The 22,047-nt window shown below is 67.1% G+C and carries 22 protein-coding genes and 1 pseudogene; 14 read left to right on the plus strand and 9 right to left on the minus strand.

Annotated features, from left to right (window positions below):
- Positions 1-21: 21 nt before the first annotated feature.
- From ffh to rplS, 5 genes and pseudogenes are all read left to right on the plus strand, one after another.
- The gene (gene ffh, locus ACQY4T_RS08200; RefSeq protein WP_428539959.1) at positions 22-1,404 is read left to right on the plus strand and encodes a signal recognition particle protein; all 1,383 of its coding nucleotides are present in this window, start codon (positions 22-24) and stop codon (positions 1,402-1,404) included.
- Positions 1,405-1,444: 40 nt separating this feature from the next.
- Positions 1,445-1,789, plus strand: a complete 345-nt coding sequence (rpsP, locus tag ACQY4T_RS08205; RefSeq protein ID WP_428539962.1) for a 30S ribosomal protein S16 — start codon at positions 1,445-1,447, stop codon at positions 1,787-1,789.
- A gap of 26 nt (positions 1,790-1,815) precedes the next feature.
- Positions 1,816-2,319: pseudogene (gene rimM, locus ACQY4T_RS08210) on the plus strand (ribosome maturation factor RimM); the annotation flags it as partial.
- A 131-nt stretch (positions 2,320-2,450) separates the two neighbouring features.
- Positions 2,451-3,152 carry a tRNA (guanosine(37)-N1)-methyltransferase TrmD gene (gene trmD, locus ACQY4T_RS08215; protein ID WP_428539965.1) on the plus strand — a complete coding sequence of 234 codons (702 nt, stop codon included), beginning with the start codon at positions 2,451-2,453 and terminating at the stop codon, positions 3,150-3,152.
- Between the two features lie 20 nt (positions 3,153-3,172).
- Entirely contained in the window at positions 3,173-3,565 is a 393-nt protein-coding gene (gene rplS, locus ACQY4T_RS08220; RefSeq protein ID WP_428539968.1) for a 50S ribosomal protein L19, read from the plus strand.
- Positions 3,566-3,829: 264 nt separating this feature from the next.
- On the opposite strand, the gene ACQY4T_RS08225 is transcribed toward rplS, so the two are convergent.
- Together ACQY4T_RS08225 and ACQY4T_RS08230 are read right to left on the minus strand one after the other, a co-directional pair.
- Positions 3,830-6,208, minus strand: a complete 2,379-nt coding sequence (locus ACQY4T_RS08225; RefSeq protein ID WP_428539970.1) for a methyl-accepting chemotaxis protein — start codon at positions 6,206-6,208, stop codon at positions 3,830-3,832.
- Between the two features lie 223 nt (positions 6,209-6,431).
- Positions 6,432-7,748, minus strand: coding sequence for a fibronectin type III domain-containing protein (locus ACQY4T_RS08230; RefSeq protein ID WP_428539973.1), 1,317 nt, complete (start codon positions 7,746-7,748; stop codon positions 6,432-6,434).
- Positions 7,749-8,249: 501 nt separating this feature from the next.
- Here ACQY4T_RS08230 and ACQY4T_RS08235 point away from each other — a divergent pair.
- Positions 8,250-9,683: an NAD-dependent succinate-semialdehyde dehydrogenase gene (locus ACQY4T_RS08235; protein WP_428539976.1), complete on the plus strand. Its 1,434-nt coding sequence runs from the start codon at positions 8,250-8,252 to the stop codon at positions 9,681-9,683.
- Between the two features lie 48 nt (positions 9,684-9,731).
- Here the strand turns inward: ACQY4T_RS08235 and ACQY4T_RS08240 are convergent, their stop codons facing one another.
- Entirely contained in the window at positions 9,732-9,938 is a 207-nt protein-coding gene (locus ACQY4T_RS08240; protein WP_428539979.1) for a TOBE domain-containing protein, read from the minus strand.
- A gap of 90 nt (positions 9,939-10,028) precedes the next feature.
- Positions 10,029-10,358 carry a winged helix-turn-helix domain-containing protein gene (locus ACQY4T_RS08245; RefSeq protein ID WP_428539982.1) on the minus strand — a complete coding sequence of 110 codons (330 nt, stop codon included), beginning with the start codon at positions 10,356-10,358 and terminating at the stop codon, positions 10,029-10,031.
- A 224-nt stretch (positions 10,359-10,582) separates the two neighbouring features.
- On the opposite strand from ACQY4T_RS08245, the gene ACQY4T_RS08250 reads away from it, so the two are divergent.
- Both ACQY4T_RS08250 and modA read left to right on the plus strand, forming a co-directional pair.
- Complete coding sequence (locus ACQY4T_RS08250) at positions 10,583-11,560, plus strand: ABC transporter substrate-binding protein (RefSeq protein ID WP_428539985.1); 978 nt, start codon at positions 10,583-10,585, stop codon at positions 11,558-11,560.
- Between the two features lie 14 nt (positions 11,561-11,574).
- Positions 11,575-12,324 carry a molybdate ABC transporter substrate-binding protein gene (gene modA / locus ACQY4T_RS08255; RefSeq protein WP_428539988.1) on the plus strand — a complete coding sequence of 250 codons (750 nt, stop codon included), beginning with the start codon at positions 11,575-11,577 and terminating at the stop codon, positions 12,322-12,324.
- Here modA and ACQY4T_RS08260 read toward each other — a convergent pair.
- Positions 12,311-12,943 carry a TetR/AcrR family transcriptional regulator gene (locus tag ACQY4T_RS08260; protein ID WP_428539991.1) on the minus strand — a complete coding sequence of 211 codons (633 nt, stop codon included), beginning with the start codon at positions 12,941-12,943 and terminating at the stop codon, positions 12,311-12,313. The two genes, modA and ACQY4T_RS08260, sit on opposite strands and share 14 nt — an antisense overlap.
- Before the next feature lie 181 nt (positions 12,944-13,124).
- Positions 13,125-14,081, minus strand: coding sequence for an acetyl-CoA carboxylase carboxyltransferase subunit alpha (locus ACQY4T_RS08265; protein ID WP_428539994.1), 957 nt, complete (start codon positions 14,079-14,081; stop codon positions 13,125-13,127).
- Between the two features lie 217 nt (positions 14,082-14,298).
- Here ACQY4T_RS08265 and ACQY4T_RS08270 point away from each other — a divergent pair, with 217 nt between their 5' ends.
- Genes ACQY4T_RS08270 through ACQY4T_RS08280 form a run of 3 tightly spaced genes read left to right on the plus strand, consistent with a single transcriptional unit; the run spans position 14,299 to position 16,608 of the window.
- Complete coding sequence (locus tag ACQY4T_RS08270) at positions 14,299-15,585, plus strand: Nramp family divalent metal transporter (RefSeq protein ID WP_428539997.1); 1,287 nt, start codon at positions 14,299-14,301, stop codon at positions 15,583-15,585.
- A gap of 38 nt (positions 15,586-15,623) precedes the next feature.
- Positions 15,624-16,070, plus strand: coding sequence for a manganese-binding transcriptional regulator MntR (gene mntR, locus ACQY4T_RS08275; protein ID WP_428540000.1), 447 nt, complete (start codon positions 15,624-15,626; stop codon positions 16,068-16,070).
- A gap of 40 nt (positions 16,071-16,110) precedes the next feature.
- Positions 16,111-16,608, plus strand: a complete 498-nt coding sequence (locus ACQY4T_RS08280) for a GFA family protein (protein WP_428540003.1) — start codon at positions 16,111-16,113, stop codon at positions 16,606-16,608.
- A gap of 2 nt (positions 16,609-16,610) precedes the next feature.
- Here ACQY4T_RS08280 and ACQY4T_RS08285 read toward each other — a convergent pair whose 3' ends face one another.
- Both ACQY4T_RS08285 and ACQY4T_RS08290 read right to left on the minus strand, forming a co-directional pair.
- The gene (locus tag ACQY4T_RS08285; protein ID WP_428540006.1) at positions 16,611-16,889 is read right to left on the minus strand and encodes a hypothetical protein; all 279 of its coding nucleotides are present in this window, start codon (positions 16,887-16,889) and stop codon (positions 16,611-16,613) included.
- On the minus strand, positions 16,886-18,211 hold the full coding sequence (locus ACQY4T_RS08290) for a hypothetical protein (RefSeq protein ID WP_428540009.1): 1,326 nt from the start codon (positions 18,209-18,211) through the stop codon (positions 16,886-16,888). Before ACQY4T_RS08290 ends, ACQY4T_RS08285 begins: the two co-directional genes overlap by 4 nt.
- A 275-nt stretch (positions 18,212-18,486) precedes the next feature.
- Here ACQY4T_RS08290 and ACQY4T_RS08295 point away from each other — a divergent pair, with 275 nt between their 5' ends.
- The 3 genes from ACQY4T_RS08295 to ACQY4T_RS08305 are packed head-to-tail and all read left to right on the plus strand — an operon-like array spanning position 18,487 to position 20,798.
- Complete coding sequence (locus ACQY4T_RS08295) at positions 18,487-19,179, plus strand: NAD-dependent epimerase/dehydratase family protein (protein WP_428540012.1); 693 nt, start codon at positions 18,487-18,489, stop codon at positions 19,177-19,179.
- Positions 19,157-19,534 carry a hypothetical protein gene (locus tag ACQY4T_RS08300; protein ID WP_428540015.1) on the plus strand — a complete coding sequence of 126 codons (378 nt, stop codon included), beginning with the start codon at positions 19,157-19,159 and terminating at the stop codon, positions 19,532-19,534. The genes ACQY4T_RS08295 and ACQY4T_RS08300 overlap by 23 nt, the downstream gene beginning before the upstream one ends.
- A 25-nt stretch (positions 19,535-19,559) precedes the next feature.
- A complete protein-coding gene (locus ACQY4T_RS08305; protein ID WP_428540018.1) occupies positions 19,560-20,798 on the plus strand; it encodes an alpha/beta hydrolase in 1,239 nt (412 codons plus the stop codon).
- Here the strand turns inward: ACQY4T_RS08305 and ACQY4T_RS08310 are convergent, their stop codons facing one another.
- Positions 20,799-22,001 (minus strand): FAD-dependent monooxygenase, encoded by a 1,203-nt coding sequence (locus tag ACQY4T_RS08310; protein ID WP_428540021.1) that lies wholly within the window; start codon positions 21,999-22,001, stop codon positions 20,799-20,801.
- Between the last annotated feature and the right edge of the window lie 46 nt (positions 22,002-22,047).

The raw sequence follows: 22,047 nt of genomic DNA on the forward strand, positions 1-22,047 counted from the left end.
GCGCACTGGGAGTCTACACTCGTGTTCGAGGCACTTTCGGAGAAGCTGTCAGGGGTTTTCGACCGGCTCCGCTCGCGCGGATCGCTGAACGAGGCCGATGTAACCGAAGCCTTGCGTGAGGTTCGCCTGGCGCTGCTGGATGCCGACGTCGCCCTTCCGGTGGTGCGCGACTTCATCGCCAAGGTGCGCGAGCGCGCGGTGGGCGCCGAGGTGCTGTCCTCGGTCACGCCCGGCCAGCAAGTGGTCAAGATCGTCAACGACGTGATGATCGAGGCGCTGGGCGGCGAGGGCGCGGTGCCGATCAACCTCAATGCCGCCGCGCCGGTGCCGATCCTGATGGTCGGGCTGCAAGGGTCGGGCAAGACCACGACCTCGGGCAAGATCGCGCTGCGGATCAAGGACCGGCTGCGCCGCCGGGTGCTGCTGGCCAGTCTCGACACCCAGCGCCCGGCGGCGCAGTTGCAGCTTGCCCAGTTGGCCGATCAGGCCGGCGTCCCCAGCCTGCCGATCGTGGCCGGCCAGACCCCGGTTCAGATTGCCAATCGCGCGATGGATGTGGGTCGGCGGGAGGGTTTTGACGTGGTCATCCTCGACACCGCCGGCCGGCTGTCGATCGATCAGGAACTGATGGACGAGGTGCGCACCGTGCGCGCCGCCGCCAACCCGGCCGAGACGCTGCTGGTGGTCGATGCGATGACCGGCCAGGACGCGGTCAACACCGCCAAGGCATTCAACGACGCGCTGTCGATCACCGGCATCGTGCTGACCCGGATGGACGGCGACGCCCGCGGCGGCGCGGCGCTGTCGATGCGCGCCATCACCGGGGCCCCGATCAAGCTGATCGGCGTCGGTGAAAAGCAGGATGCGCTGGAGGACTTCCATCCCGAACGCGTCGCCGGCCGCATCCTGGGCATGGGCGACATCGTCGGGCTGGTCGAACGCGCCACGGAAACCATCGACCAGGCGGAGGCGGAAAAACTCGCATCCAAGATGATGCGGGGAAAATTCGATCTCGAGGACTACGCCAGCCAGCTCAAGCAGATCGGCAAGATGGGCAGTCTTTCCGGCATCCTTGGGATGCTGCCCGGCGTCGGCAAGATCAAGCAGCAGATCGAGGGCGCCGACCTCGATACCAAGGTGTTCAAGCGCCAGGCGGCGATCATTTCGTCGATGACGGTGAAGGAACGCCGCGCCCCCGACATCATCAAGGCCAACCGCAAGAAGCGCATCGCCGCCGGGTCCGGCACCTCGGTTCAGGAGGTCAATCGGCTGCTGAAGCAGTTCGACGAGATGTCGGCGATGATGAAGAAGATGGGCAAGCTGGGGCAGAAGGGGCTGATGCGCCACGGCCTCGGCGCGCTGATGCCGAAGGGCGTGGCGCCGCAGCATCGCCGACCGTTTTAATCCAGGCCGACCGTTTTAATCCAGAAGGAGACACCGCACCATGGGTCTGAAGATTCGCCTCGCCCGCGCCGGCGCCAAGAAGCGCCCGTATTACCACATCGTCATCGCCGACAGCCGCAGCCCACGCGACGGCCGCTTCATTGAGCGGGTTGGCAGCTACAACCCGATGCTGCCGGCAGAGCACGAGGATCGCGTGCGCATCCAGTCCGAGCGGGTGACGCACTGGCTGGAGAGCGGCGCGGTGGCGACCGAACGGGTGGCAAAATTCCTCGGCAAGGCCGGGCTGGTGCCGATGCCGCAATGGAATGACCAGCCGCGGCAATCGGCGCCGAAGAAAAAGGCGCAGGAGCGTGCCAAGGCCGCCGCGGCGGCTGCCGCCGCATAAAGGTGGACGGTGTGCCTGACAGCCAGATCCGGACGCGGCGCGTCCAAGTGGGTGTGATCGGACGGCCGCACGGCGTGCGCGGGCTGGTGAAGGTGACCAGCCACACCGCCGACGCGGCCGATCTGACGGCCTATGGACCGTTATATGATGCCGAGGGCCGCTGCTACACGCTGCGCTGGAAGAGCGCCGGCGTCGCCGAGGTTTGCCGCATTGTCGACGCTGTCGCGATCACGCTGACAGACCGCGACGCGGCTCTGAAGCTGACCAACACAAAGCTGTTCATAGACCGCTCCGCCTTGCCGCCGGCGGGTTCCGAGGAATGGTATCTGGCCGATCTGATCGGGCTGGCCGCGGTGGATCCGGCGGGCGCCCCCATCGGCACGATATCCGTCGTGCATGACTATGGCGCGGGCGCCAGCCTGGAAATCGAGCGGGACGCCGGGGGCCCTCTGCTGATCCCGTTCACCGCCGCATGCGTTCCGAGTGTGGACACCGCCGGCGGCTGGGTCGTGGTGGTAGCGCCTGATGAGCGTGTTGTTCCGCAGGACGCGGAACTAGTCGTTCCGGAGGTTGCGAACGTGGGCGTTCCGGAGGATGCGAAAGGGGTCGTATGCGCGGACTCGGACTGGCGACCCGCGCCCCGGGCAACGGAATCAGCGTCATGACCTGGCGCGCCTCTGTCCTGACCCTGTTTCCGGCCATGTTCCCAGGCCCGCTCGGCCAGTCGCTGGCGGGTCGAGCGCTGCAAACCGGGGTCTGGTCGCTCGACGTGACCAATATCCGCGATTTCGCCGCCGATCGTCATCGCTCGGTGGACGACACCCCGTTCGGCGGCGGACCCGGTATGGTGCTGCGTCCCGACATCGTCGATGCGGCGGTCCACGCAGTGGCCGATGGGCGACCCGTGGTGTGTCTGACCCCGCGCGGCCGGCGCCTGACCCAGTCCGATGCCCGACGGTTCGCCGCCGCGCCCGGCGTGATCCTGCTGTGCGGCCGCTACGAAGGCGTTGACCAGCGGGTCATCGAGGCCCGCGCGATGGATGAAATCAGTATCGGCGACTACGTGCTGTCCGGCGGTGAACTCGCGGCACTGGTGCTGTTAGACAGCGTTGTGCGGCTGCTGCCAGGCGTGATCGGCGCTGCCGAAAGCGCGCTGGATGAAAGCTTTTCGGCGGGCTTGCTGGAATACCCCCAATATACCCGACCGGCCGACTGGCAGGGGCGCCGCGTGCCCGACGTGCTGCTGTCCGGCCATCATGCCGCGGTCGCCGCCTGGCGGCAGGCGGAGGCGGAACGCATCACCCGAGACCGCCGGCCCGATCTTTCGGCCCCCGATCTTTCGGCTCCGGCCGCGGCTCCATAGCAAGACAAGAGGACAAGGTCATGAACATCATCCAGCAGTTTGAGGCGGAGCAAATCAAGCGCCTGAGCACTGCCCGCGCCGTGCCCGCTTTCATCCCGGGCGACACGCTGAGGGTGTCGGTTAAAGTGGTCGAAGGCGAACGCACTCGCACCCAGGCATTCGAGGGCGTGTGCATCGCCCGCTCCAACAAGGGCCTGAACAGCAACTTCACCGTGCGCAAGATCAGCTATGGCGAGGGCGTGGAGCGCGTGTTCCCGCTCTACGCCCCGACCATCGCCGAGATCATGGTGGTGCGCCGGGGCGATGTACGTCGCGCCAAGCTGTATTACCTGCGCGGCCGCCGCGGCAAGTCGGCGCGGATCGCCGAGCGCGCCCGCTCGACCGCGCCGGCCGATACCGCCGCCGCCGAGTAATCGACCCGGCCGGGCTGGCGTTCGCGGCGAACCACTTGCGATCCCTCGGGCCGCTCGCTTGGGGGTGCCGTGCCCGAGGGTCGCGGCAAAAGAAAATGGTCAAACTCCGCCAGACATTTTCCTCCTGATCGATCTCCTTGCGGTAAGAGTCGGCGAAGGTCTTCTCCAGGTGATCGAGCAGCGGGTCAGGTAGCATCGGCTCAGCTCAGCGGTGCACCGACGCAGGCTACCACGCCTGCGGCGTTACACGACATAACGGCCGTCTTAAGCTGCCTGCTGCACCGCCACCAGGAACCGCGCGACCTCCTGCTTCAACACCGACGCCTGCTCGGTCATCGCGGTCGCCGCCTCCAGCACGCCGCCGGCCCGGCCGCCGGTTTCCGTCACCACATCGGACACGGCGGTGATGTTGCTGTTGACCTCGGCGGTGCCGGCGGCGGCATGTTGCACCGCCTGGGCGATCGATTGCGTCGCCTCGCCCTGCATCTCCACCGAACCCGCGATCACCGTGGCGATCTCGTTCATCCGCTGGATCGTGCCGCTGATCGATCGCAGTGCCGTCACCGCCTGTCCGGTGGCCTGTTGCATGGCGGCGATCTGGCCGCCGATCTCCTGCGTTGCCTTCGCGGTCTGCATCGCCAGGTTCTTCACCTCGCCCGCCACCACCGCGAAACCCTTGCCGGCCTCGCCGGCACGCGCCGCCTCGATGGTCGCGTTCAACGCCAGCAGATTGGTGCGCGAGGCAATATCGCCGATCAGCCGGACCACGGTGCTGATCCGGTCGGCCGCTTCGCTCAGACTGCCCACGCTGGCATCGGTCGCCTGGGTGTCGGCGACCGCCTGGCTGGCGATCTGGGCTGATTCGGCGACCTGGCGCCCGATCTCGGCGACCGAGGCTGCGACTTCCTCGGCGCCCGCCGCGGCGGTGCTGACGCTGCGCGATGCCTGATCCGAGGCAGCGGAGACCGCCAGGGTGCGCTCGCCGGCGGCCACTGCGCTTTCCCGCATTATCGAAGCGGCCTGGCGCATGCCATCGGCGGACTCTCCCACCGACCGAGCGATGCCGCCGACGCTTTGCTCGAACTGCGCCACTAGACGGGCCTGGGCGGTCGCCCGGCGCCAGGTCATCAACGGCCCGGCATACGCACCGTCGCGATCAGCAATCGCGCTGACCCGCAAATCGAGCGTTTCCGCCCCCAGTGTGATCCGCGTCGCAAACGGCAGATTGGCTGGATCGCCGATCAAGCCGGCGCGCAGCCGCGAGTCCGCATGGAACACGTCGATCGGCTGACCGAGCAGTTCGCCCACCGCGACGCTGATCGTGTCCGGCACGGTCTCCAGGATGGTCCGCGCTTCGGCGTTCAGATAGGTGACACGGAAATCGCCCGCCGGTTCGGCGGTCATCACGCCGACCGGCAACTGCTCGATCATCTGGTTCTGGATGAACGATTGCCGCATCACTGTCCGCAAGGTCTCCACCGATCCGGCCATGCGGCCGATTTCGTCACGCCAGGCGGTATAGGGCACGACCTGATCGGTGCGGCCGCCGGCGATCGCCTGTACGATGCGGGTCAGGTGGCGGATCGGGCCGGCCAGCGAGCGGGTGACGACCACTCCCAGGGTAGCCATTAGCAACGCAATGACCCCGACCATCATCAGCAGGTTGCTCGACGCCTGACGACCGGCCGCCAGCGCCTGATTGGAGGCGGCGTGCTGCCGATCGGCGGCGGTTACGGCAAGCTTGTCGAACGCCGAACCCATTGCCTGACTGGCCTGCTCGACCTCGACACCAGCGAGCTGGTCCAACTGGCGCGAAATCTCGATCAGTTCGACCGAAGCGGCGCCGATGCCCTTGCCGATGCTATCGACCATGCGGGCGTCGGCCTTGATCGCGTCTGGCGCCGGACCGGCCAGGATCGCGGCCATCGCGGCGGTCGCATCCGCTGTTGCCTCACGGATATCGTTGGCCGCCGATCCGGATCCCGTGGCCATGAACATCATCGCCGCGGTCTGCACCCGGTTCATGGCGAGGCGGTAACGGTTGACCGCCTCGATCGTCGGATCGCGCTGATCCGCCTTGGTTTGTTCGCCGGAGTCACGCACCGATCCGACACCGCTATCCAGCGCGGCGCCGCGCGCCAACTCGTTGACCAGCGTGGTCAACGAGGTGTCGAACATCGGCCGCGCCTGGAACAGCCGCTTCTGGCGCACGGTCAGCAGTTCGGTGCGCAGATCGGCAGTCTTCTTGACCGCGCCCATCAGTCCATTCAGCCGAACCAGTGCCTCATTCAGTAGCGGTTGATCCGGTCCCACCTTGACGTCATGCATCAGCCCAGCCGCCAGCTCGGTCTGCTTGGTGGCACGCTGTAGCGCGTTGCGGATGCCGCCGACGGTCTGCCGGATCTGCAGTTCGCGGCTGACCACGCGAAGCTCCTGCGCAGCCAGCAGGCTGCGCTGCACCTGGTGATCCACCGCGGACTGTGCCGCGACATTTTCCTGCATGCTGGTCACGAAACCCAGCCGGTCGAAGGCGAACAGCGACACGCCGGTCAACAGCGAGAGCGCACCGACCACGGTTGCCGCGAGTTTGACGCCGATCGGCAAGTCGCGAATCAGGCGCAGCGGCAGGTGAAGCCATCCCATGATTTTCTCCCGGGGGAACGGAGGAAAACCTTACGGACAGCGGGTTAAATAATGGTGAACACCGCCGCGTCGCCGCCATGCGCGCCGGACATGCCAGCCGCCCCGTTTGGCCGCGCGATGCGGCGAACGGGGCGGCCACAGCATGATTGCGCTCGGCAGACTGCTCAGGGCGCGAAAACCATGCGACGAGACAGTTCGCCAGGAGCGCGTTCGTCCTCGACTGTCAGGTCACGGTGATCGCGGACGTGACGAGTGCGCCGATCGTGGCGCCGCCGGCGCCCTGCGCCAGCATCCATACATAATACGTGCCGGCGGTGGCCGGCGCATTGAGATACTGCCCCCAGCCGTTGGTTACATTGTCGACCGAAGCCGCGGTCAGGCCCGAGGTTGGCACCGTGGACGAACTCGTCGAGAACGCGAAGGCAGCCCCGGTCACCGCGGTCGGCGAGGCGGTTGCGACCAGTTGCAGCCCGCCATTCGGCGCCACGCTGGTGCCGTGAACCTGCGAGGCCGCGGCGGTCCAGTTGCCCGGCACGACGATGGCGCCCCAGGTGGTGGCGGTGACGGCGGCCGACCAGGCACCGGGGCTCACCGCCGCGTTGGTGGCCTGCACCTCGACGTCGATCGCGCTGCCTCCAGTCAGTCCGGTCAGTGTATAGGGGCTGGTGACGTTCGACACCGTGGTCCAGGTGCCGGCCCCGCTGGGGCTGTAGCGCAGGTTGAATCCGGTGGCGGCACCGTGCGTGGCGTCGGTTGCTGGCGCCGTCCAGGCGACGCTGAGATTCGAGGTGGTGCCGTCCGGCGCTGGCGTGACGCTGGCGATCGCCGGAGCGTTCGGAGCGTATGGGCCGGCTGCCGTCATGGTCAGCGTGCTGCTGGCCGACCAGGCGCCGACGCCGGCGGCGTTCAGGCCCTGAATCTGAATGTCGAACGCCGAGCCGGCGGCAAGGCCATTCAGCGTGTACGGGCTGGTGACACCCGTTACGGTCGTCCAGTTGGCGGCTCCGGATGGGGAATACCGCAGGTTGAACCCGGTGGCGCCGTTATGTGTGCTGTCGCTTGCCGGCGATGCCCAGATCACCGTCACGGCGCCCCCGGCGCCTTGCGTCAATGACGGGGCACTGGTCGCGTTCGGCACAGCCGTTGCCGTGGTCAGCGTGCTGGTTGCCGACCACGCGCTGACCCCGGCGGCGTTCGAGCCCTGGATCTGCACGTCGAAGGTCTCCCCAGGGGCGACGCTGGTCAGCGCGTATGGGCTGGCGACACCCGACACGATCGTCCAGGTTGCGGCGCCCGATGGGGAGAATTGAAGATTGAACCCGGTGGCCGCGCCGTGCGTGCTGTCGGTGGCTGGGCTTGTCCAGGTCGCGATCAGGCCGCCCGACGTACCTCGCGCCAGCACAGCGGCGCCCGGCGGGTTCGGCAGTTGGGCGCTCGGGGTCGGCTGCGGCTGCGGCATCGACGGGCCCGAGCGTCCGGCGGGCAGCATGGTGGCGGTGACCCGGTTGGCCGGGAGGGGTGTGGGACGATAGATCGGCATTGCTGGTGAGCATCCTGTTGGCGACGAAATGGAAGTTTGGTGGGCAGATTGCCGTCTCCCATATGTTAGTTTTACTAACCATCTTCAAGGCCCTTGGATAAACCTCGGTGCACTGAAAATGCCGCGCTGTCAGTCCCGGACAGAGTTGGGCAGCCCGGGCGATGGCACGGATGATCGCGGCAGCCGGAACATTGCTACCGTTGGAGTCTTCCGCCCCATGTCCCGCCCGTGCGACGGCCGCCCAAATCGCCGCCAGCCGGCATCGAAGCAATCTGGCGAACCACCGCTTGACCACCGCCCCGGCCGCTCTGTCGGACCGTCGAAGCCTTGGCAACGGCGCGGGAGAGTGCCAGGAATAAGTCGATCCGCCATACCGGGACGGATACAGCGCCAACCTGCTTGGTTGAACGCCCCGGGCGCTGTTGCCATGTGCGCAGTGGCGACCCGTGCTGGCGCCACATCTCAGCCGTGTCGGCAGCCACGAATGGAAGGACAACAAACATGTATTCTGACGTCTCGCTCTTCATCGACGGCCAATGGGGTCCGGCGGCCAATGGCCGCACCATCGACGTGGTCAGCCCCGCCACCGGTGATCGGATCGGCAGCGTCCCGCATGCCGCCACCTCCGACCTCGATCGCGCGCTGGAGGCGGCCGACAAGGGCTTCCGGACCTGGCGCAAGGTGTCCGCCTTCGACCGCTCCAAGGTGATGCGCAAGGCGGCCGACATCCTGCGCCAGCGAGTCGACGCCATCGCCCAGTTGATGACCATGGAACAGGGCAAGCCGCTGGCCGAGGCGAAGGGCGAAATCCTTGCAGCCGCCGACGTCATCGACTGGTTCGCCGAGGAAGCCCGCCGCGCCTACGGCCGCGTCATTCCGGCCCGCGCCGAGGGCGTCTACCAACTGGTGATCAAGGAACCGGTCGGCCCGGTCGCCGCGTTCACGCCGTGGAACTTCCCGATCAACCAGGTGGTGCGCAAACTGTCCTGCGCGCTGGCCGCCGGCTGCTCGATCATCGTCAAGGCGCCGGAGGAGACTCCCGCCTCACCCGCCGAACTGATCCGCGCGTTTGCCGATGCCGGCGTCCCGCCCGGCGTGATCAACCTGGTCTACGGCGTTCCGTCGGAGATTTCCGAATATCTCATTCCGCATCCGGTGATCCGCAAGATGTCGTTCACCGGGTCGACCGCGGTCGGCAAGCAGTTGGCGGCGATCGCGGGGGCGCACATGAAGCGCGTCACCATGGAACTCGGCGGCCACGCCCCGGCCATCGTGTTCGACGACGCCGACATCGACACCGCCAGCAAGCTGCTGGCCGGCGCCAAATACCGCAACGCCGGGCAGGTCTGCGTGTCGCCGACCCGGATGCTGGTGCAGGAAAAGGTCTACGACCAGTTCGTCGACGGCTTCCTCGCCCACACCAAGCGGCTGAAGGTCGGCGACGGCCTGGAATCGGGCACCACGATGGGGCCGCTGGCCAACGCCCGGCGCATTGCGGCGATGGATGCCTTCATCGGCGATGCCAGGCAGAAAGGCGCCACCGTCCGCACCGGCGGCAGCCGCATCGGCAACAAAGGCAACTTCTTCGAGCCCACCGTGCTGACCGACGTGCCGATGGAGGCCCGCGTGATGAGCGAGGAGCCGTTCGGCCCGCTGGCGATGATCTCGCCGTTCCGCGGCTTCGACGACGTGGTGACCGAGGCCAACCGGCTGCCGTACGGCCTCGCCGCCTACGCCTACACCCGCTCGGCCAAGACCGCCAACGCCATCGCCGCGGCGGTCGAATCCGGCATGATGGCGATCAACCACCACGGCCTGGCGCTGCCCGAGGTGCCGTTCGGCGGCGTCAAGGACTCAGGTTACGGGTCCGAGGGCGGATCGGAGGCGATCGAGGCCTACCTGAACACCAAGTTCGTCACCCAGGCGGGTCTTTAACCGAACCGCCCGGCCGGCGGACATCCACCGCCGGCCGGCCACGGTTGGTCAGACGCCGACCATCACGTCAGACGCCTTCACCACGGCGAACGCCTTCATACCCGGTTTCAGCGCCAGTTCCTCGGCCGCCTCGTTGGTGATCGAAGCGGTGATCGTTACACCGCCTGCGATCTCCACCGTGACATGGGTAGTCGTCGCGCCGGGCTTCACGGTGTGGATCGTGCCAGCGATCTGGTTGCGAGCGGATAGCTTCATCTCTGGTCTCCTGAACAACACGGCAGGATATCGCCGATTTACTGCTCGACGTGAAGCAGCCAGTATGTAGTCCGGTCGGGCGCGTTCTGTTCACTCCCCGCGCTGCGCCCGAACCGCGCGCTGTAACACAGTCAGATGTCGGCGCGCCGCCTCGACACAATCCCGCTCGATGGCGCGATAGCGGCTGACCACCGCTTGGCCCAGTTCGGTCAGGCTGGCGCCGCCCCCGCGCCTGCCCCCGGCTGCGGCTTGCACCACCGGCGCCCCCAGCGAGGCATTCAGATCCTCGACCAGTTCCCAGGTCCGCCGGTAGGAAATATGCAACGCCCGTCCCGCCGCCGAGATCGACCCCGACCGAGCGATTTCCTCCAGCACGGCGACCTTGCCGGGACCGATGCGGGCGCCCGACGCCAGGTCCACCCGGATGCTCAGCCGGTTTGTCGGTCTGATCGCCGCCGCAGCTTTTTTTCCTGCCGAGCGTTTTGGATCCGCCGACGATGTCTTCAGCGCTGCCATGGCGCACCGAAACACGCCTCCCACAGGAGATCAACCGCCGGAACCCAGCGCGCTTCGATGCACCTGGCGGCCCGCCCATTGTCGTTGTGTCGGGTTGGCTATATCGTCGCTCACATGAGGCCGAACCGATGAAACGCGCGGTGCTAGCCCTGCTCCTGCTGTACGCGGCCGCAGTTCCGTCACAAGCCGCCGAGGTCACCGACGCCACCGGACGCAGCGTCGTGATCCCGGACAATCCACACCGCGTGCTTCCCGCCGGCCCACCGGCCGAGGTTCTGCTCGCCGCCATCGCCCCGGCGCAGATGCTCGGCCTTCCAGAGCTGCCCGGCGAAGCGGCGCGCGCCGCGCTGGCGCCGGCGACAAATTCGCTGCCCGCGGTGCCGCGCCTGACCGGGAAGCAGGATAGGACGGCTGACATACAGGCGCTGCACCCCGACCTGATCATCGACTACGGCACGGTATCGCCGCGCTACCAGCAACTGGCACGGGAAACCCAAAGCAAGACCGGCATCCCGACGCTGCTGTTCGACGGTGCCCTAGACCAGATCCCAAGGGTCGCCCGCGACATCGGCCGGATCCTGCACCAACCGGGTCAGGCCGAGGCCGTCGCCCGCTGCGCCGAGGCGATCCTGGCACTGCCAGCCCCTGCCAACAGTCACCCGCGCGTGCTGTATGCGCGTGGCGCCGAGGGACTTATGGTCGCCGCACCCGACACCGACGTAACGGGGATCTTCCGTCGCCTGGGCTGGCAAGTGGTCGCCCCGGACGGCACCGGCACGTTCCGCCCGGCCAGCGTCGAGGCCATCCGCCAACTCGATCCCGACATCATCATCCTGGCCGACCCGACGGCGAAGCCGATCCTGGCCACCGCGCCCTGGGCCAGCCTGCGCGCGGTGCGCGACGGTCACGCCTATATCGCGCCGTCGATGCCGTTCGGCTGGGTCGAGGAACCGCCCTCGATCAACCGGTTGCTTGGCCTGGCCTGGCTGCGCGGCGGCGATCCGCTGACGCTGGCGGCGTTGTTCAATGCCGTTGTCTATGGCCGCACCCTGACCCGGGACCAGCTTCTGGCGATCGCCGGCACCACTCGAACGATTACCCACTGAATTTGCGAGGCGCCATGCGTATTCTGCTGTTCCTGATGCTGATCCTGGCACCGTTGCAGGCCCGGGCAAAGACTTTGACGGTGTTCGCCGCCGCCAGTTTGACCAACGCGATGCAGGACATCTCGGCGCTGTGGGTGAAGGCCGGGCACCCGGCTCCTCGGATGTCGTTCGATTCCAGTTCCACCCTGGCGCGCCAGATCCAGGAGGGTGCGCCGGTCAACGTGTTCGCCTCAGCCGACGAGAAGTGGATGAACTACTTGGCGAAAGACAAGATGATCGTGCCGGATACGCGCCACGATCTGCTCGGCAACGATCTCGTGCTGATCGTGCCGGCCAATCATCCGGTCCACGTCAACATCGGTCCCGACTTCGACCTGCTGGCGCTGCTGGGCCCGAACGGCCGGCTGTCCACCGGCGACCCGGCGCATGTTCCCGCCGGCATCTACGCCGAACAGGCGCTGCGCAAGCTGGGCTTGTGGGACAAGGTCTCTCCGCGGATCGCCGCCGCCCCCGATGTGCGCTCCGCTTTATTGCTGGTGGAGCGCGGCGAGGCACCCGCCGGCATCGTCTACAGCACCGATGCCGCGATTTCCAAGGCGGTCGCCATCGCCGGCGTGTTTCCCGACAGCAGCCACGATCCGATCACCTACCCGTTTGCCGTGGTGAAAGCCGGCGACACGCCGCAGGCGCACGCCTTCCTGACCTTCCTGTCGAGCCCGGCGGCCCGCGCGATCTGGGTGAAGCGCGGCTTCAAGGTGGAGTAGTCGCGGGCGGCGCCCCCGGCGCCTCGCTCACCGGCAGATGTCCTCCCGCCAGTTGCAGGGCAAAGTGCGCCAGTTTCTTGCCCACCTCCTCGATCGGCAGGCGTCCGTCGGGCTGGTACCAGGTGTAGGCCCAGCTCACCATGCCGCCGATCGCCAGGGCGGCAACGCGGACATCGACGATTTGGAACTCGCCGGCGGCGGAGCCTTCTTCCAACAGGTCGCTCAGCACCCGGTCGAACCGCTTGCGCAGCGCGTTGATTTCCGCCAGGCCGGGCTCCGACAGATGCTTTTCCTCACGGAAGTACACTGCGATATTGGCCTGCCGCTGCAGCACAACCTGGCTGAAGTTAACGATCCCATCGAACAGCCGCCGCGAGGCCAGGCCGGACTGCCTGGCCGCGTCGGTGATCGCGTCAAGTGACATCTCGATAGTCGGACGGCAGATCGCCTCCAGCAATTCGACCTTGCTGCGAAAATGCGTGTAGATGAACGGCTTGGTGACCCCGAGTGCCCCGGCGATGTCATCCAGCGTGGTGCCGCTGAAGCCACGCTGATAGAACAGTTTGACCGCTTCTTCCAGGACGCGCTCTCGTTTGTAGGCCGTTATTTCTTCGCGCATGACGTTTGACCGAAAACCTTCAAGGACTCGCAATCGGTGTGAATTGCAACCGATGGCGGTGACCCAGTGACCAGCTTGCCAGGATTTCGCTGTTTCGGCCATACGCGGCGCCACCCCACGTCCGACGGGACCGCGCCGGACGTCCCCGCGGCATCGCCACCCGACCACGGCGCGGCAAACGTTACGAAATCGCCTCGCGTCCCATGCCGAGGAATTTCTCCCGGCGTCGGCTTCGCAGCGAGGACGCATCAAACCCGTTCAGGCTGCTCAAGGCGTCGTCGATCGCCGCGCCCACCGACTGAACCGTGCCGGCTCGATCGCGTTGCGCACCGCCCAGTGGTTCGGCGACGATCTGGTCGATCAGCTTCAGCCGCAGCAGGTCGTCTGCGGTCAACCGCAGCGCCTCGGCCGCCTGCGCCGCCTGCGCCGCGTCGCGCCACAGGATGCTGGCGCAGCCCTCGGGGGAAATCACCGAGTACACTGCGTGCTCCAACATCAGGACGCGGTCGCCTGAAGCCAGTGCAATCGCGCCGCCGGACCCGCCCTCGCCGATGATGGTGGCGATGATCGGCACCGGCGCCTCAAGGCACGCCTCGATCGAACGAGCGATCGCCTCGGCCTGACCCCGGGCCTCCGCCTCGATGCCGGGAAACGCCCCGGAGGTGTCGACGAAACTCAGCACCGGCAGGCCGAACCGCCCGGCGAGTTCGACCAGGCGGCGCGCCTTGCGGTAGCCTTCCGGACGCGCCATGCCGAAGTTGTGCTTCACCCGGGATTCGGTATCGGTGCCCTTTTCGGTGCCCAGCACCATCACCGGACGGCCGTGCAAACGACCCATGCCGCCCAGCACGGCGGCGTCGTCGGCGAACGCCCGGTCACCGGCCAGCGGGGTGAACTCGGTGATCAGGCCGTCGATGTAGTCCTGCGCCTTCGGCCGATCGGGGTGACGCGCCACCTGGGTTTTCTGCCACGGCGTCAGCCGGGAATAGGTGGTGCGCAACTGTTTGTCGGCTACCGACGTCAGCCGGGAAACCTCGTCGGCGATGTTGATGCCGTCCGGCTCCGACATCCGCCGCAGTTCCTCGATCTTGCCTTCGAGTTCGGCGATGGGTTTTTCAAAGTCGAGGAAATGACGCATGGGGCGGGGGCTTTAGCACACTTCACGGCCGGAGAAAGCCGGCAGCGATCAGCCGCCCGTTACCCGCGCCAAGCGTCGCGCCAGAACGGTGGTGGAGGGGTTGACAGCGGCTGGGCATCACCAAAGTTCTCGACTCAAATTGTAGCCTAGACTACATTCTGTGTCGAAAGGCGTATTATATGGCGCAAGCTTCATGCTGGGCAGGATTGACCCGCTGATGAGCCACGCGGCGACGCGTTCGAACCTGTCCGACCGGACCGCAAGCGCCGGCCAAATCGCGCTCGGCGGCGGGCGACGGGGTCTGCGCGGGCTGCTGCCGTTCATCGGCCCGGCGGTTGTTGCCTCGATCGCCTACATGGACCCCGGCAATTTCGCCACCAACATCCAGGCCGGCGCACGGCACGGCTACATGTTGCTGTGGGTCGTGCTGCTGGCCAACGTCATAGCCATGCTATTCCAGGCGCTGTCCGCCCGTCTCGGCATCGTCTCCGGGCACAGTCTTGCCGCGCTGTGCCGGATACATTTCCCGCGTCCCCTGGTGATCGCAATGTGGCTGGCCAGCGAGGTCGCGGCGATGGCCACCGACCTGGCTGAATCGATCGGCGCGGCGATCGGAATCAGCGTGCTGTTTCACCTGCCGCTGCTGGTCGGGCTGCTGATCACCTTCGCCATCACCTGGGCATTGCTGAGTTTCCAGAATCGTGGCTTCCGGCCGATCGAGCTGATCATCGCCGGTTTCGTCGGCGTCATCAGCCTGGCCTACCTGGTTGAACTGTTCATCGCGCCACCGCAATGGGGCCAGTTCTTCTACCATTCCGTCGTGCCGCAACTCGCCGGACCGGACAGCGTCACGCTGGCGGTCGGCATCGTCGGCGCCACCGTCATGCCGCACGCGATCTACCTGCACTCGGCGATGGTGACCGGTCGGGTCAGCCCGCGTTCGGATAGCGAGCGGCGGCGGTTGATCCGCTACTCCAACGCCGAGGTGCTGCTGGCGCTCACACTGGCCGGGCTGGTGAACATGGCGATGGTAGCGATGGCGGCGACCATGTTCCACAACGGCCATGCCGATGTCGGCGAGATCGAGGCGGCCTACCATACCTTGCTGCCGCTGATGGGCGTGGTCGCGGCCGGCGCCTTCATGACCTCGCTGCTGGCTTCGGGATTGTCGAGTTCGGTCGTCGGCACCATGGCCGGCCAGGTCATCATGCAGGATTTCGTCGCGGTCCGTATTCCGATATGGCTACGTCGAGCGGTAACCATGGTGCCGGCGGTGATCGTGGTGGCGATCGGGGTCAATGCGACCGATGCGCTGGTGATCAGTCAGGTGGTGCTCAGCCTGGTGCTGCCGGTGCCGATGATCGCGCTCCTAGTGCTGATCCGCCGGCCCCAGGTGATGGCGGGCTTCGTCATCAGCCGGGGCATGCAGGTCGTGGCCGCGGCGGCGACGACGCTGGTTCTGCTGCTGAATGGTATCCTGCTGTTGCAAAGTTTGCCGAATTAGGCAGACCTTCATCGGACAATCCAGCGATGTCAGCCTCCATGAGCGATCTCCCGAACCGTTCCGCCGCGGCGCTGCCCGAGGAACCCACCCAGGCCAGCCGATTCGGCAAGGCACGCACCGCCCAGTCCGGCGCGCTGCTGGAGGATTACGTCGAGCTGATCTCCGACCTTCTGAGCAACGGCGGCGAGGCCCGCCCGACCGATATCGCCCGTCGGCTGGGCGTGGCGCACGCCACCGCGATCAAGACCATCGGCCGCCTGAAGCGCGAGGGGCTGGCGGTGGCCAAGCCATACCGCGGCGTGTTCCTGACCCAAGCCGGCGAGGATCTCGCCGCCAGGGTGCGCGCCCGGCACCGCGTGGTGGTCGACCTGCTGCTGGCCGTCGGCGTCCCGTTCGAATCCGCCGAGTCGGACGCCGAAGGCATCGAGCACCATGTCTCGGAGGCGACGCTTGCGGCGTTCGAGCGTTATCTGGCGCAGGGGTGAGGCCTGCATGTGTCCGGCCATCGGCAGGGCGAACGACGACATGAGCGGCCAACCCAAAACCCCCACCGACCGAGGCCTGCGTCCGCTGCCGCTGACCGGCGGATGTCCGTGCGGGGCGATCCGTTACGAGATCGGCGCGGCTCCGCTGCTGCTCTACGCCTGTCACTGCACCAACTGCCAGCGTCAGTCCGGCGGCGCGTTCGCAATGAACATGCCGGTTCGAAGCGAAACATTTCGTATCCTTCGGGGCCAGCCGAAAGCCTGGCGGCGGCTGTCCCCCACGGGCGTCGAAACGGTGTCCTGGTTCTGCGCCGATTGCGGCGGCCGTATCCACGGCAGCAGGGCAGGTCGGCCAGAGTCAATCACTGTGCGGGCAGGCGGATTGGACGACACCTCCTGGTTGGTTCCAGCCTTTCACATGTTCGTTCGCAGCGCCCAGCCCTGGATCCAACTGCCGGCACCGGACTGTTACGATACCGTTCCACACGGCTTCCGCGCGCGGGCAAAGGCGTGGCAGGTAGCTTGGGGCAGGTGCTGACGCTACAGCGGAATCGCCAGCAGCGTATCGAATCGCTGGCTGTCACACACCACCACCCGGTCGGCATACCGCAACGCCCCGGAACCGTCCGGCCGCAATCGGTCGCGGTAGACCCCAGCGGCGAAAATCATCATCTGACGATCGCGCATGGTGCGAACCACCAGAAACGAGGTCTCCGCCGAGACCTCCCCATCCGCTTCGCCGGTCCGAGCGGAACGCCGCCGGCGGCTGACCCGGATCGACGATGGCGGCATCCCGGCAAGGCCTGCGTTCTCGATCAAATCGACCCGGCTCGCCCCAGCAAGTTCCGCGCCGCCGTCAGCGCGGCGGTAATCGCGGGGCGGCGGTAATCCCACATCGGATCGCCCTCGGGTGGAAGCATCGCCATCGTCGCGTTGGCCTCGAACAGCAGCAGCGACCCATCCGCCGCCAAGGCGAAATCGATACCGCCATAGTCGAGCCCCAGCGCCGCCTGGATCTTGCTCAATGCGGCCATCGCGCGACCGCCCAGCACCGCCGCCATGTTGTCCAGGAAGCTGCATTCCTCATTGCGGAATGCTGGATTTTCGGCCATCGCGGCAGTGAAGTAGTGCACCTTCCAGTCGGCCGAGATCGCCTGATGCAGCGGATAAAGCGCGCCTCCGATGAACATCACCCGATATTTGCGCGCCATGCCGTCGGCCCCGCGCGCATTCAGGTATTCGATCGCCAGAGGTTCGCCGTCGGGCAGCGACGCGGCTGCCTCAGCCAGTCCGGCCGACGTTTCGACCCGAACGAAGTGCTGCCCGGTATGATAGCCTGGGCTGCGCAACAGAAGCGGAAATCCGATCCGCTCGACGTCGGACAAACCGCCGATACCTGGTGTCCTGACATCGGTAATGGCGCCCAGCCGCTGGGCGTTGTGCCACCGGCCGGTCACACAGACCCTGGCTGGCGAGTTGATCACTGGGGCGGTGCTGACGGCGACGATGCGTTCGGCGTTCGCCAGAGCCCGGGCGCAAAGGTCGGCGTCGCCGATCGCGTTGACGATCAACGCATGCGCCGGCAGCGGATCGCGCGGGTCGAAGAAGTCCGCATACACCGCGGTCACCGCGAACACCCGGTCGTCGATCCAGTGCTGCGTCGGGATATTGCCGCCGACCGCCGCCACCAGCAGCAGCAGGGCAATGCCGGCTCCGGTGCCGCGATAGCGCCGCCGCACCACCGCCCGCCCGGCGAAGCCTTTGCGCCAGTGTTCGGTGGCATCTTCCCCGATCTCGGTCAGGACCCGTGCCAGTCCCTGATGCGCCTCCGCCAGATCGGGATCGACCGCCAACGCCGCCTGGTAGTGGCACCGAGCCGCCTGCAGGTCGCCGGCTTCGCTCAACAGATAGGCGTAGCCGGCCTGGGCCGCCTTGCTGGCGGGATGAAACCGCACCGCCTGGCGATAGGCATCCCGCGCGGCGGACACGAAACCGCCGGCATGAGCCAGCGCCCCAAGCTCGGTCAGCGCGGCGCAATGCGTTGGATCGGCCCGCAGCACATCGAGATAGGCCAGCTTTGCTGCCTCGTCGTCACCGCGCGCCAGCAGGTCGCGGGCTCTGCGCAATGCAATATGGGTCATGCGGGGATGCTGGGACAGCCACCGAGGGCGCTGTCGGCACGGCTGCGACGCCAGCTCCTACAGCGCTTTTGCGTTTTCGCCGAGGCGGGTGCAGTGCCCATGACGCCGATGGGACCTCTCCGGTTGGAGCCAAACAGCACAAATCTACCGGCCAAATCCTTAACCAACCCTTAACTACCGGACGGGCGCGAGTCGCAGACTCGACGCTGCTGGACAGCGGACCCAAGCGCGACGATGCTTGCCCCGTCTCGACATCGGATAACGAAACCAGAGCCATGCAACGACACGCGTTCGTGCTGGGTGGAACCGGACAGATCGGCCGGGCGGTCGCAGGCGATTTTCTCGCCGCCGACTGGAGCGTCACGATCTCCCATCGCGGCCACCGCCCGGCGCCGCGCGACCTTATCGAGCGGGGCGCCAGGGTGGTAGCCTTGGAACGGGATCGAGACGAACTGGCAGGGGCGCTCGGCTCCGGTGCCGACGCCCTGATCGACACCACCGCCTACGATCGAGATCATGCCAGCCAGTTGATCGCCGTGCAGGCCAGCATCGGCTGTTTCGTCGTGGTGTCCTCCGCCAGCGTCTATCGGGATGATCTCGGCCGGACGCTGGACGAGGCGGCCGAGACCGGCTTCCCGGAACTGCCCGACCCGATCCCTGAGACCCATCCGACGGTCGATCCAGGGCCAACGACCTACTCGACGCGGAAGGTGGCCCTGGAGCGCCATCTGCTGGACCACGCTTCCACCCCCGTCACGATCTTGCGGCCGTGGGCGATATACGGTCGGAACTCCCGCCATCCGAGGGAGTGGTGGCTGGTCAAGCGCATGCTGGACCGCCGCCCGGCGATACCGCTGGCACCAGGGCACCAGCCGCTTCCACACCTCGGCGGTTGCCAACATCGCTGCTCTGGTCCGCACCGCCGCCGAAACGCCGAGCAGCCGGGTGCTGAACATTGCCGACCCTGATGCGCCCACGGTGGCCGAGATCGCCGCATGCATCGCGCGGCATCTCGACTACCGGGGTCGCGTCATACCGATCGATGCGCCGGGCGACTCTCCGCTCATCGGCCGGACGCCGTGGTCGGTGCCGCGGCCGTTTGTCCTCGATTGCCGGGCTGCACGAGGATTGGGATATTCGCCGGCGACGACTTATGCCGAGGCCGTCGGGGCATTCTGCGACTGGCTGGTGAAGGACGCAGCGAATGGTGATTGGCAGCAACGCTACCCGGTGCTTGCCGCGTACCCCTGGAACCATTTCGACTACGAGGCCGAAGCCGCATTTTTTCGCAACCACGGTGCACGCGGAGTGCGTCGCTCGTGATCGCTCGGGCGTCTGGCCGGCTTTGATGCGCGCCGCTTCGCGTCACCCAGGGAGGATCCTGGCAATAGCCGCCACCCTCCTGGTTGCCGCGATCATCCCGGCGGGGGCCAACCAGGTGCCGGCGCCGGATCCGCGGCAAGGCGATGGCGGCGTCTCGGCGTTTTACACGTGGGCCGGCGAGATTCCCGCCGCACCTGGGCAGATGCTGCGCACCGAACCGCTCGACCCGGCATTTGGGCTGGCGATGGCGGGCCAGCAATTCCGCATCCTCTACAGTTCGACCGACGGCATCGACGCCAAGACGCCGGTCGTCGTTTCGGGCGCCTATTTCGCACCCAAGGGAACCCCGCCGGAGGGCGGCTGGCCGCTGGTCGCCTGGGCGCATGGCACCACCGGCGTCGCCGATGTCTGCGCCCCGTCATGGACGCCCCGGACGCCGCGTGATGCCGAGTATCTCAATGCATGGCTCGCGCAGGGCTATGCCATCGTTGCGACCGACTACCAGGGGCTCGGCACACCGGGACCGCATCCGTATCTGGCGGTGCGGCCCGCGGCGTTCAGTGTGCTGGACAGCATCCGCGCCGTCTTGAAGGCCTTCCCCGAGGTCGCCAATCGGGTCGTCGTCATTGGCCAGTCGCAAGGCGGCGGCGCGGCGTTCGCCACCGCCGGCATCGCGCCTTCCTATGCGCCCGACATCGACATCCGCGGCAGCGTGGCGACCGGCGTACCGTTCCTCGGACCGGCAATGTTGCATCCGCGGCCGACCCCGCCGGACGTGGCTGATCCGACGGTCACCTACAGCCTTTACCTTGGGATCATGATCCAGCAGTACGATCCTTCGATTGCAGACGACCAACTGGTCACCGCGCGGGCGTTGCCGCTGTTGCAAAAGGCCCGCACTCTCTGCGTCGGACCGCTGTTCTACGCCGTAGGGCGGGCCGGGCTGAACCGCGGCAACGCGCTGACACCGGCGTTTCCAAAGGCGCTCGCCGCGGTGCTGCCGGAGCTGGAATTCCCGACCGTCAAGCTGACCCAGCCGCTGTTCGTCGGCACCGGCACGCAAGATCATGACGTCTCCCCGGCGGGCCAGTTGGCGCTGGTGCGCAATGCCTGCGCCCAAGGGTCGACGGTGGAGGCGCATCTCTACACCGGGCTCGATCACGGCCAGACGATGAACGCGTCGCAGAAGGACTCGCTGCCGTTCGTCCGCAAGCTTCTGGCCGGGCAACCGATCCAATCGATCTGCGAGCCGGCGGCGCAATAGCTACAGCGCCACCGTCAACGCATCGTATTCGTATAGCCAGTCATAGCGCTGCTTGATCTTCTCCGGCAGGAATTCCCGTTCGACATAGGCGGCGGCGCCCTCCGGACTGCCCAGCGCCGGGTTATGAAAGCGCCGGGTGTTGTCGGACGACCCGCGCACGATCGCCGCGGTGCGTTGCAGCCGTGCATCCTGGTAGCGGCGCAGCGCTGTTTCGGGGTTTTCCTCAAGATTCAGGCAGCGGGCGATCACCACTGCGTCCTCCAGCGCCATGTTGGCGCCTTGGGCCAGGAACGGCAGCGTCGGATGCGCCGCGTCGCCCATCACGCAGACCCGGCCCTGGGCGTAGTGCGCCAGCGGCTCGCGCCCCAGCAGAGCCCATTTGTAGGGCGTATCGATATTGCGGATGATGGTCTTGACGTCTTCGTGCCAGTTGGCGAGGTCGCGCAGGCATTCCTCGCGGCTGCCGGGCTGGTTCCAGGATTCCTCGCGCCAGTCGTCGCGCTCCACCACGCCGACGAAGTTCAGCAGTTCGCCGCGGCGCAGCGGATAGGTCACCACATGGCCGCCGACGCCCATCCAGTTGGCGCCGATCAGGCGGCGCTGATGCGGCGGCAGGCGCTGCATCGGCACCAGCCCGCGCCATGCCATGATGCCGGTGAAGTGCGCCGCGCCTCCTTGTCCTGGGACTGGGCCAAACATCTGCTGACGGATGCGGGAATGCACGCCGTCGGCGCCGATCAGCAGATCGCCGCTGGCCTGGGCGCCGCTGGCCAGGTGCAGGGTGACCGTCGCGTCCGTCTGGTCGAACCCGACGCAGCCGTCGCCGGCGCGGATCGCATCGGGACTGGCGGCGCGGACCGCGTCCAGCAGCACCCGATGGAAGTCGCCGCGATGCACCATCCAGTACGGCGCGCCGAACCGCTCGACCGAGCTCTCGCCGAGATCGAAGGTCGGCCAACTTTGCCCGGTGGTGCCGAGGCGGACCTCCTTGCCGGTGGCGGCGCAGACCACCTTTTGCATCGCGTCCCGCAGGCCAAGCGCGATCAGCAGGCGGGTGCCGTTGGCCCCGAGCTGCACGCCGGCACCGACCTCGCGCAGTTCGCTGGCTTGCTCGAACAGGCGCACCTGGTGGCCGCGCTGCAGCAGCGCCAGCGCTGCGGTCAGGCCGCCGAGGCCGGCGCCGGCGATCAGGATGTCAGACATCGGTTCCCCCCGTTCCTGGTCCAACAGCATGTCGGGCACGAGCGGC

It is taken from the genome of Rhodopila sp. (genome assembly GCF_965277825.1).
Lineage (GTDB): Bacteria > Pseudomonadota > Alphaproteobacteria > Acetobacterales > Acetobacteraceae > Rhodopila.

Coding starts and splice junctions, on each gene's coding strand:
- rpsP (WP_428539962.1), top strand. CDS start 1,445: ATGGGTCTGAAGATTCGCCTCGCCCGCGCCGGCGCCAAGAAGCGCCCG.
- trmD (WP_428539965.1), top strand. CDS start 2,451: ATGACCTGGCGCGCCTCTGTCCTGACCCTGTTTCCGGCCATGTTCCCA.
- rplS (WP_428539968.1), top strand. CDS start 3,173: ATGAACATCATCCAGCAGTTTGAGGCGGAGCAAATCAAGCGCCTGAGC.
- ACQY4T_RS08225 (WP_428539970.1), bottom strand. CDS start 6,208: ATGGGATGGCTTCACCTGCCGCTGCGCCTGATTCGCGACTTGCCGATC.
- ACQY4T_RS08230 (WP_428539973.1), bottom strand. CDS start 7,748: ATGCCGATCTATCGTCCCACACCCCTCCCGGCCAACCGGGTCACCGCC.
- ACQY4T_RS08235 (WP_428539976.1), top strand. CDS start 8,250: ATGTATTCTGACGTCTCGCTCTTCATCGACGGCCAATGGGGTCCGGCG.
- ACQY4T_RS08240 (WP_428539979.1), bottom strand. CDS start 9,938: ATGAAGCTATCCGCTCGCAACCAGATCGCTGGCACGATCCACACCGTG.
- ACQY4T_RS08250 (WP_428539985.1), top strand. CDS start 10,583: ATGAAACGCGCGGTGCTAGCCCTGCTCCTGCTGTACGCGGCCGCAGTT.
- modA (WP_428539988.1), top strand. CDS start 11,575: ATGCGTATTCTGCTGTTCCTGATGCTGATCCTGGCACCGTTGCAGGCC.
- ACQY4T_RS08260 (WP_428539991.1), bottom strand. CDS start 12,943: ATGCGCGAAGAAATAACGGCCTACAAACGAGAGCGCGTCCTGGAAGAA.
- ACQY4T_RS08265 (WP_428539994.1), bottom strand. CDS start 14,081: ATGCGTCATTTCCTCGACTTTGAAAAACCCATCGCCGAACTCGAAGGC.
- ACQY4T_RS08270 (WP_428539997.1), top strand. CDS start 14,299: ATGAGCCACGCGGCGACGCGTTCGAACCTGTCCGACCGGACCGCAAGC.
- mntR (WP_428540000.1), top strand. CDS start 15,624: ATGAGCGATCTCCCGAACCGTTCCGCCGCGGCGCTGCCCGAGGAACCC.
- ACQY4T_RS08280 (WP_428540003.1), top strand. CDS start 16,111: ATGAGCGGCCAACCCAAAACCCCCACCGACCGAGGCCTGCGTCCGCTG.
- ACQY4T_RS08290 (WP_428540009.1), bottom strand. CDS start 18,211: ATGACCCATATTGCATTGCGCAGAGCCCGCGACCTGCTGGCGCGCGGT.
- ACQY4T_RS08295 (WP_428540012.1), top strand. CDS start 18,487: ATGCAACGACACGCGTTCGTGCTGGGTGGAACCGGACAGATCGGCCGG.
- ACQY4T_RS08305 (WP_428540018.1), top strand. CDS start 19,560: ATGCGCGCCGCTTCGCGTCACCCAGGGAGGATCCTGGCAATAGCCGCC.
- ACQY4T_RS08310 (WP_428540021.1), bottom strand. CDS start 22,001: ATGTCTGACATCCTGATCGCCGGCGCCGGCCTCGGCGGCCTGACCGCA.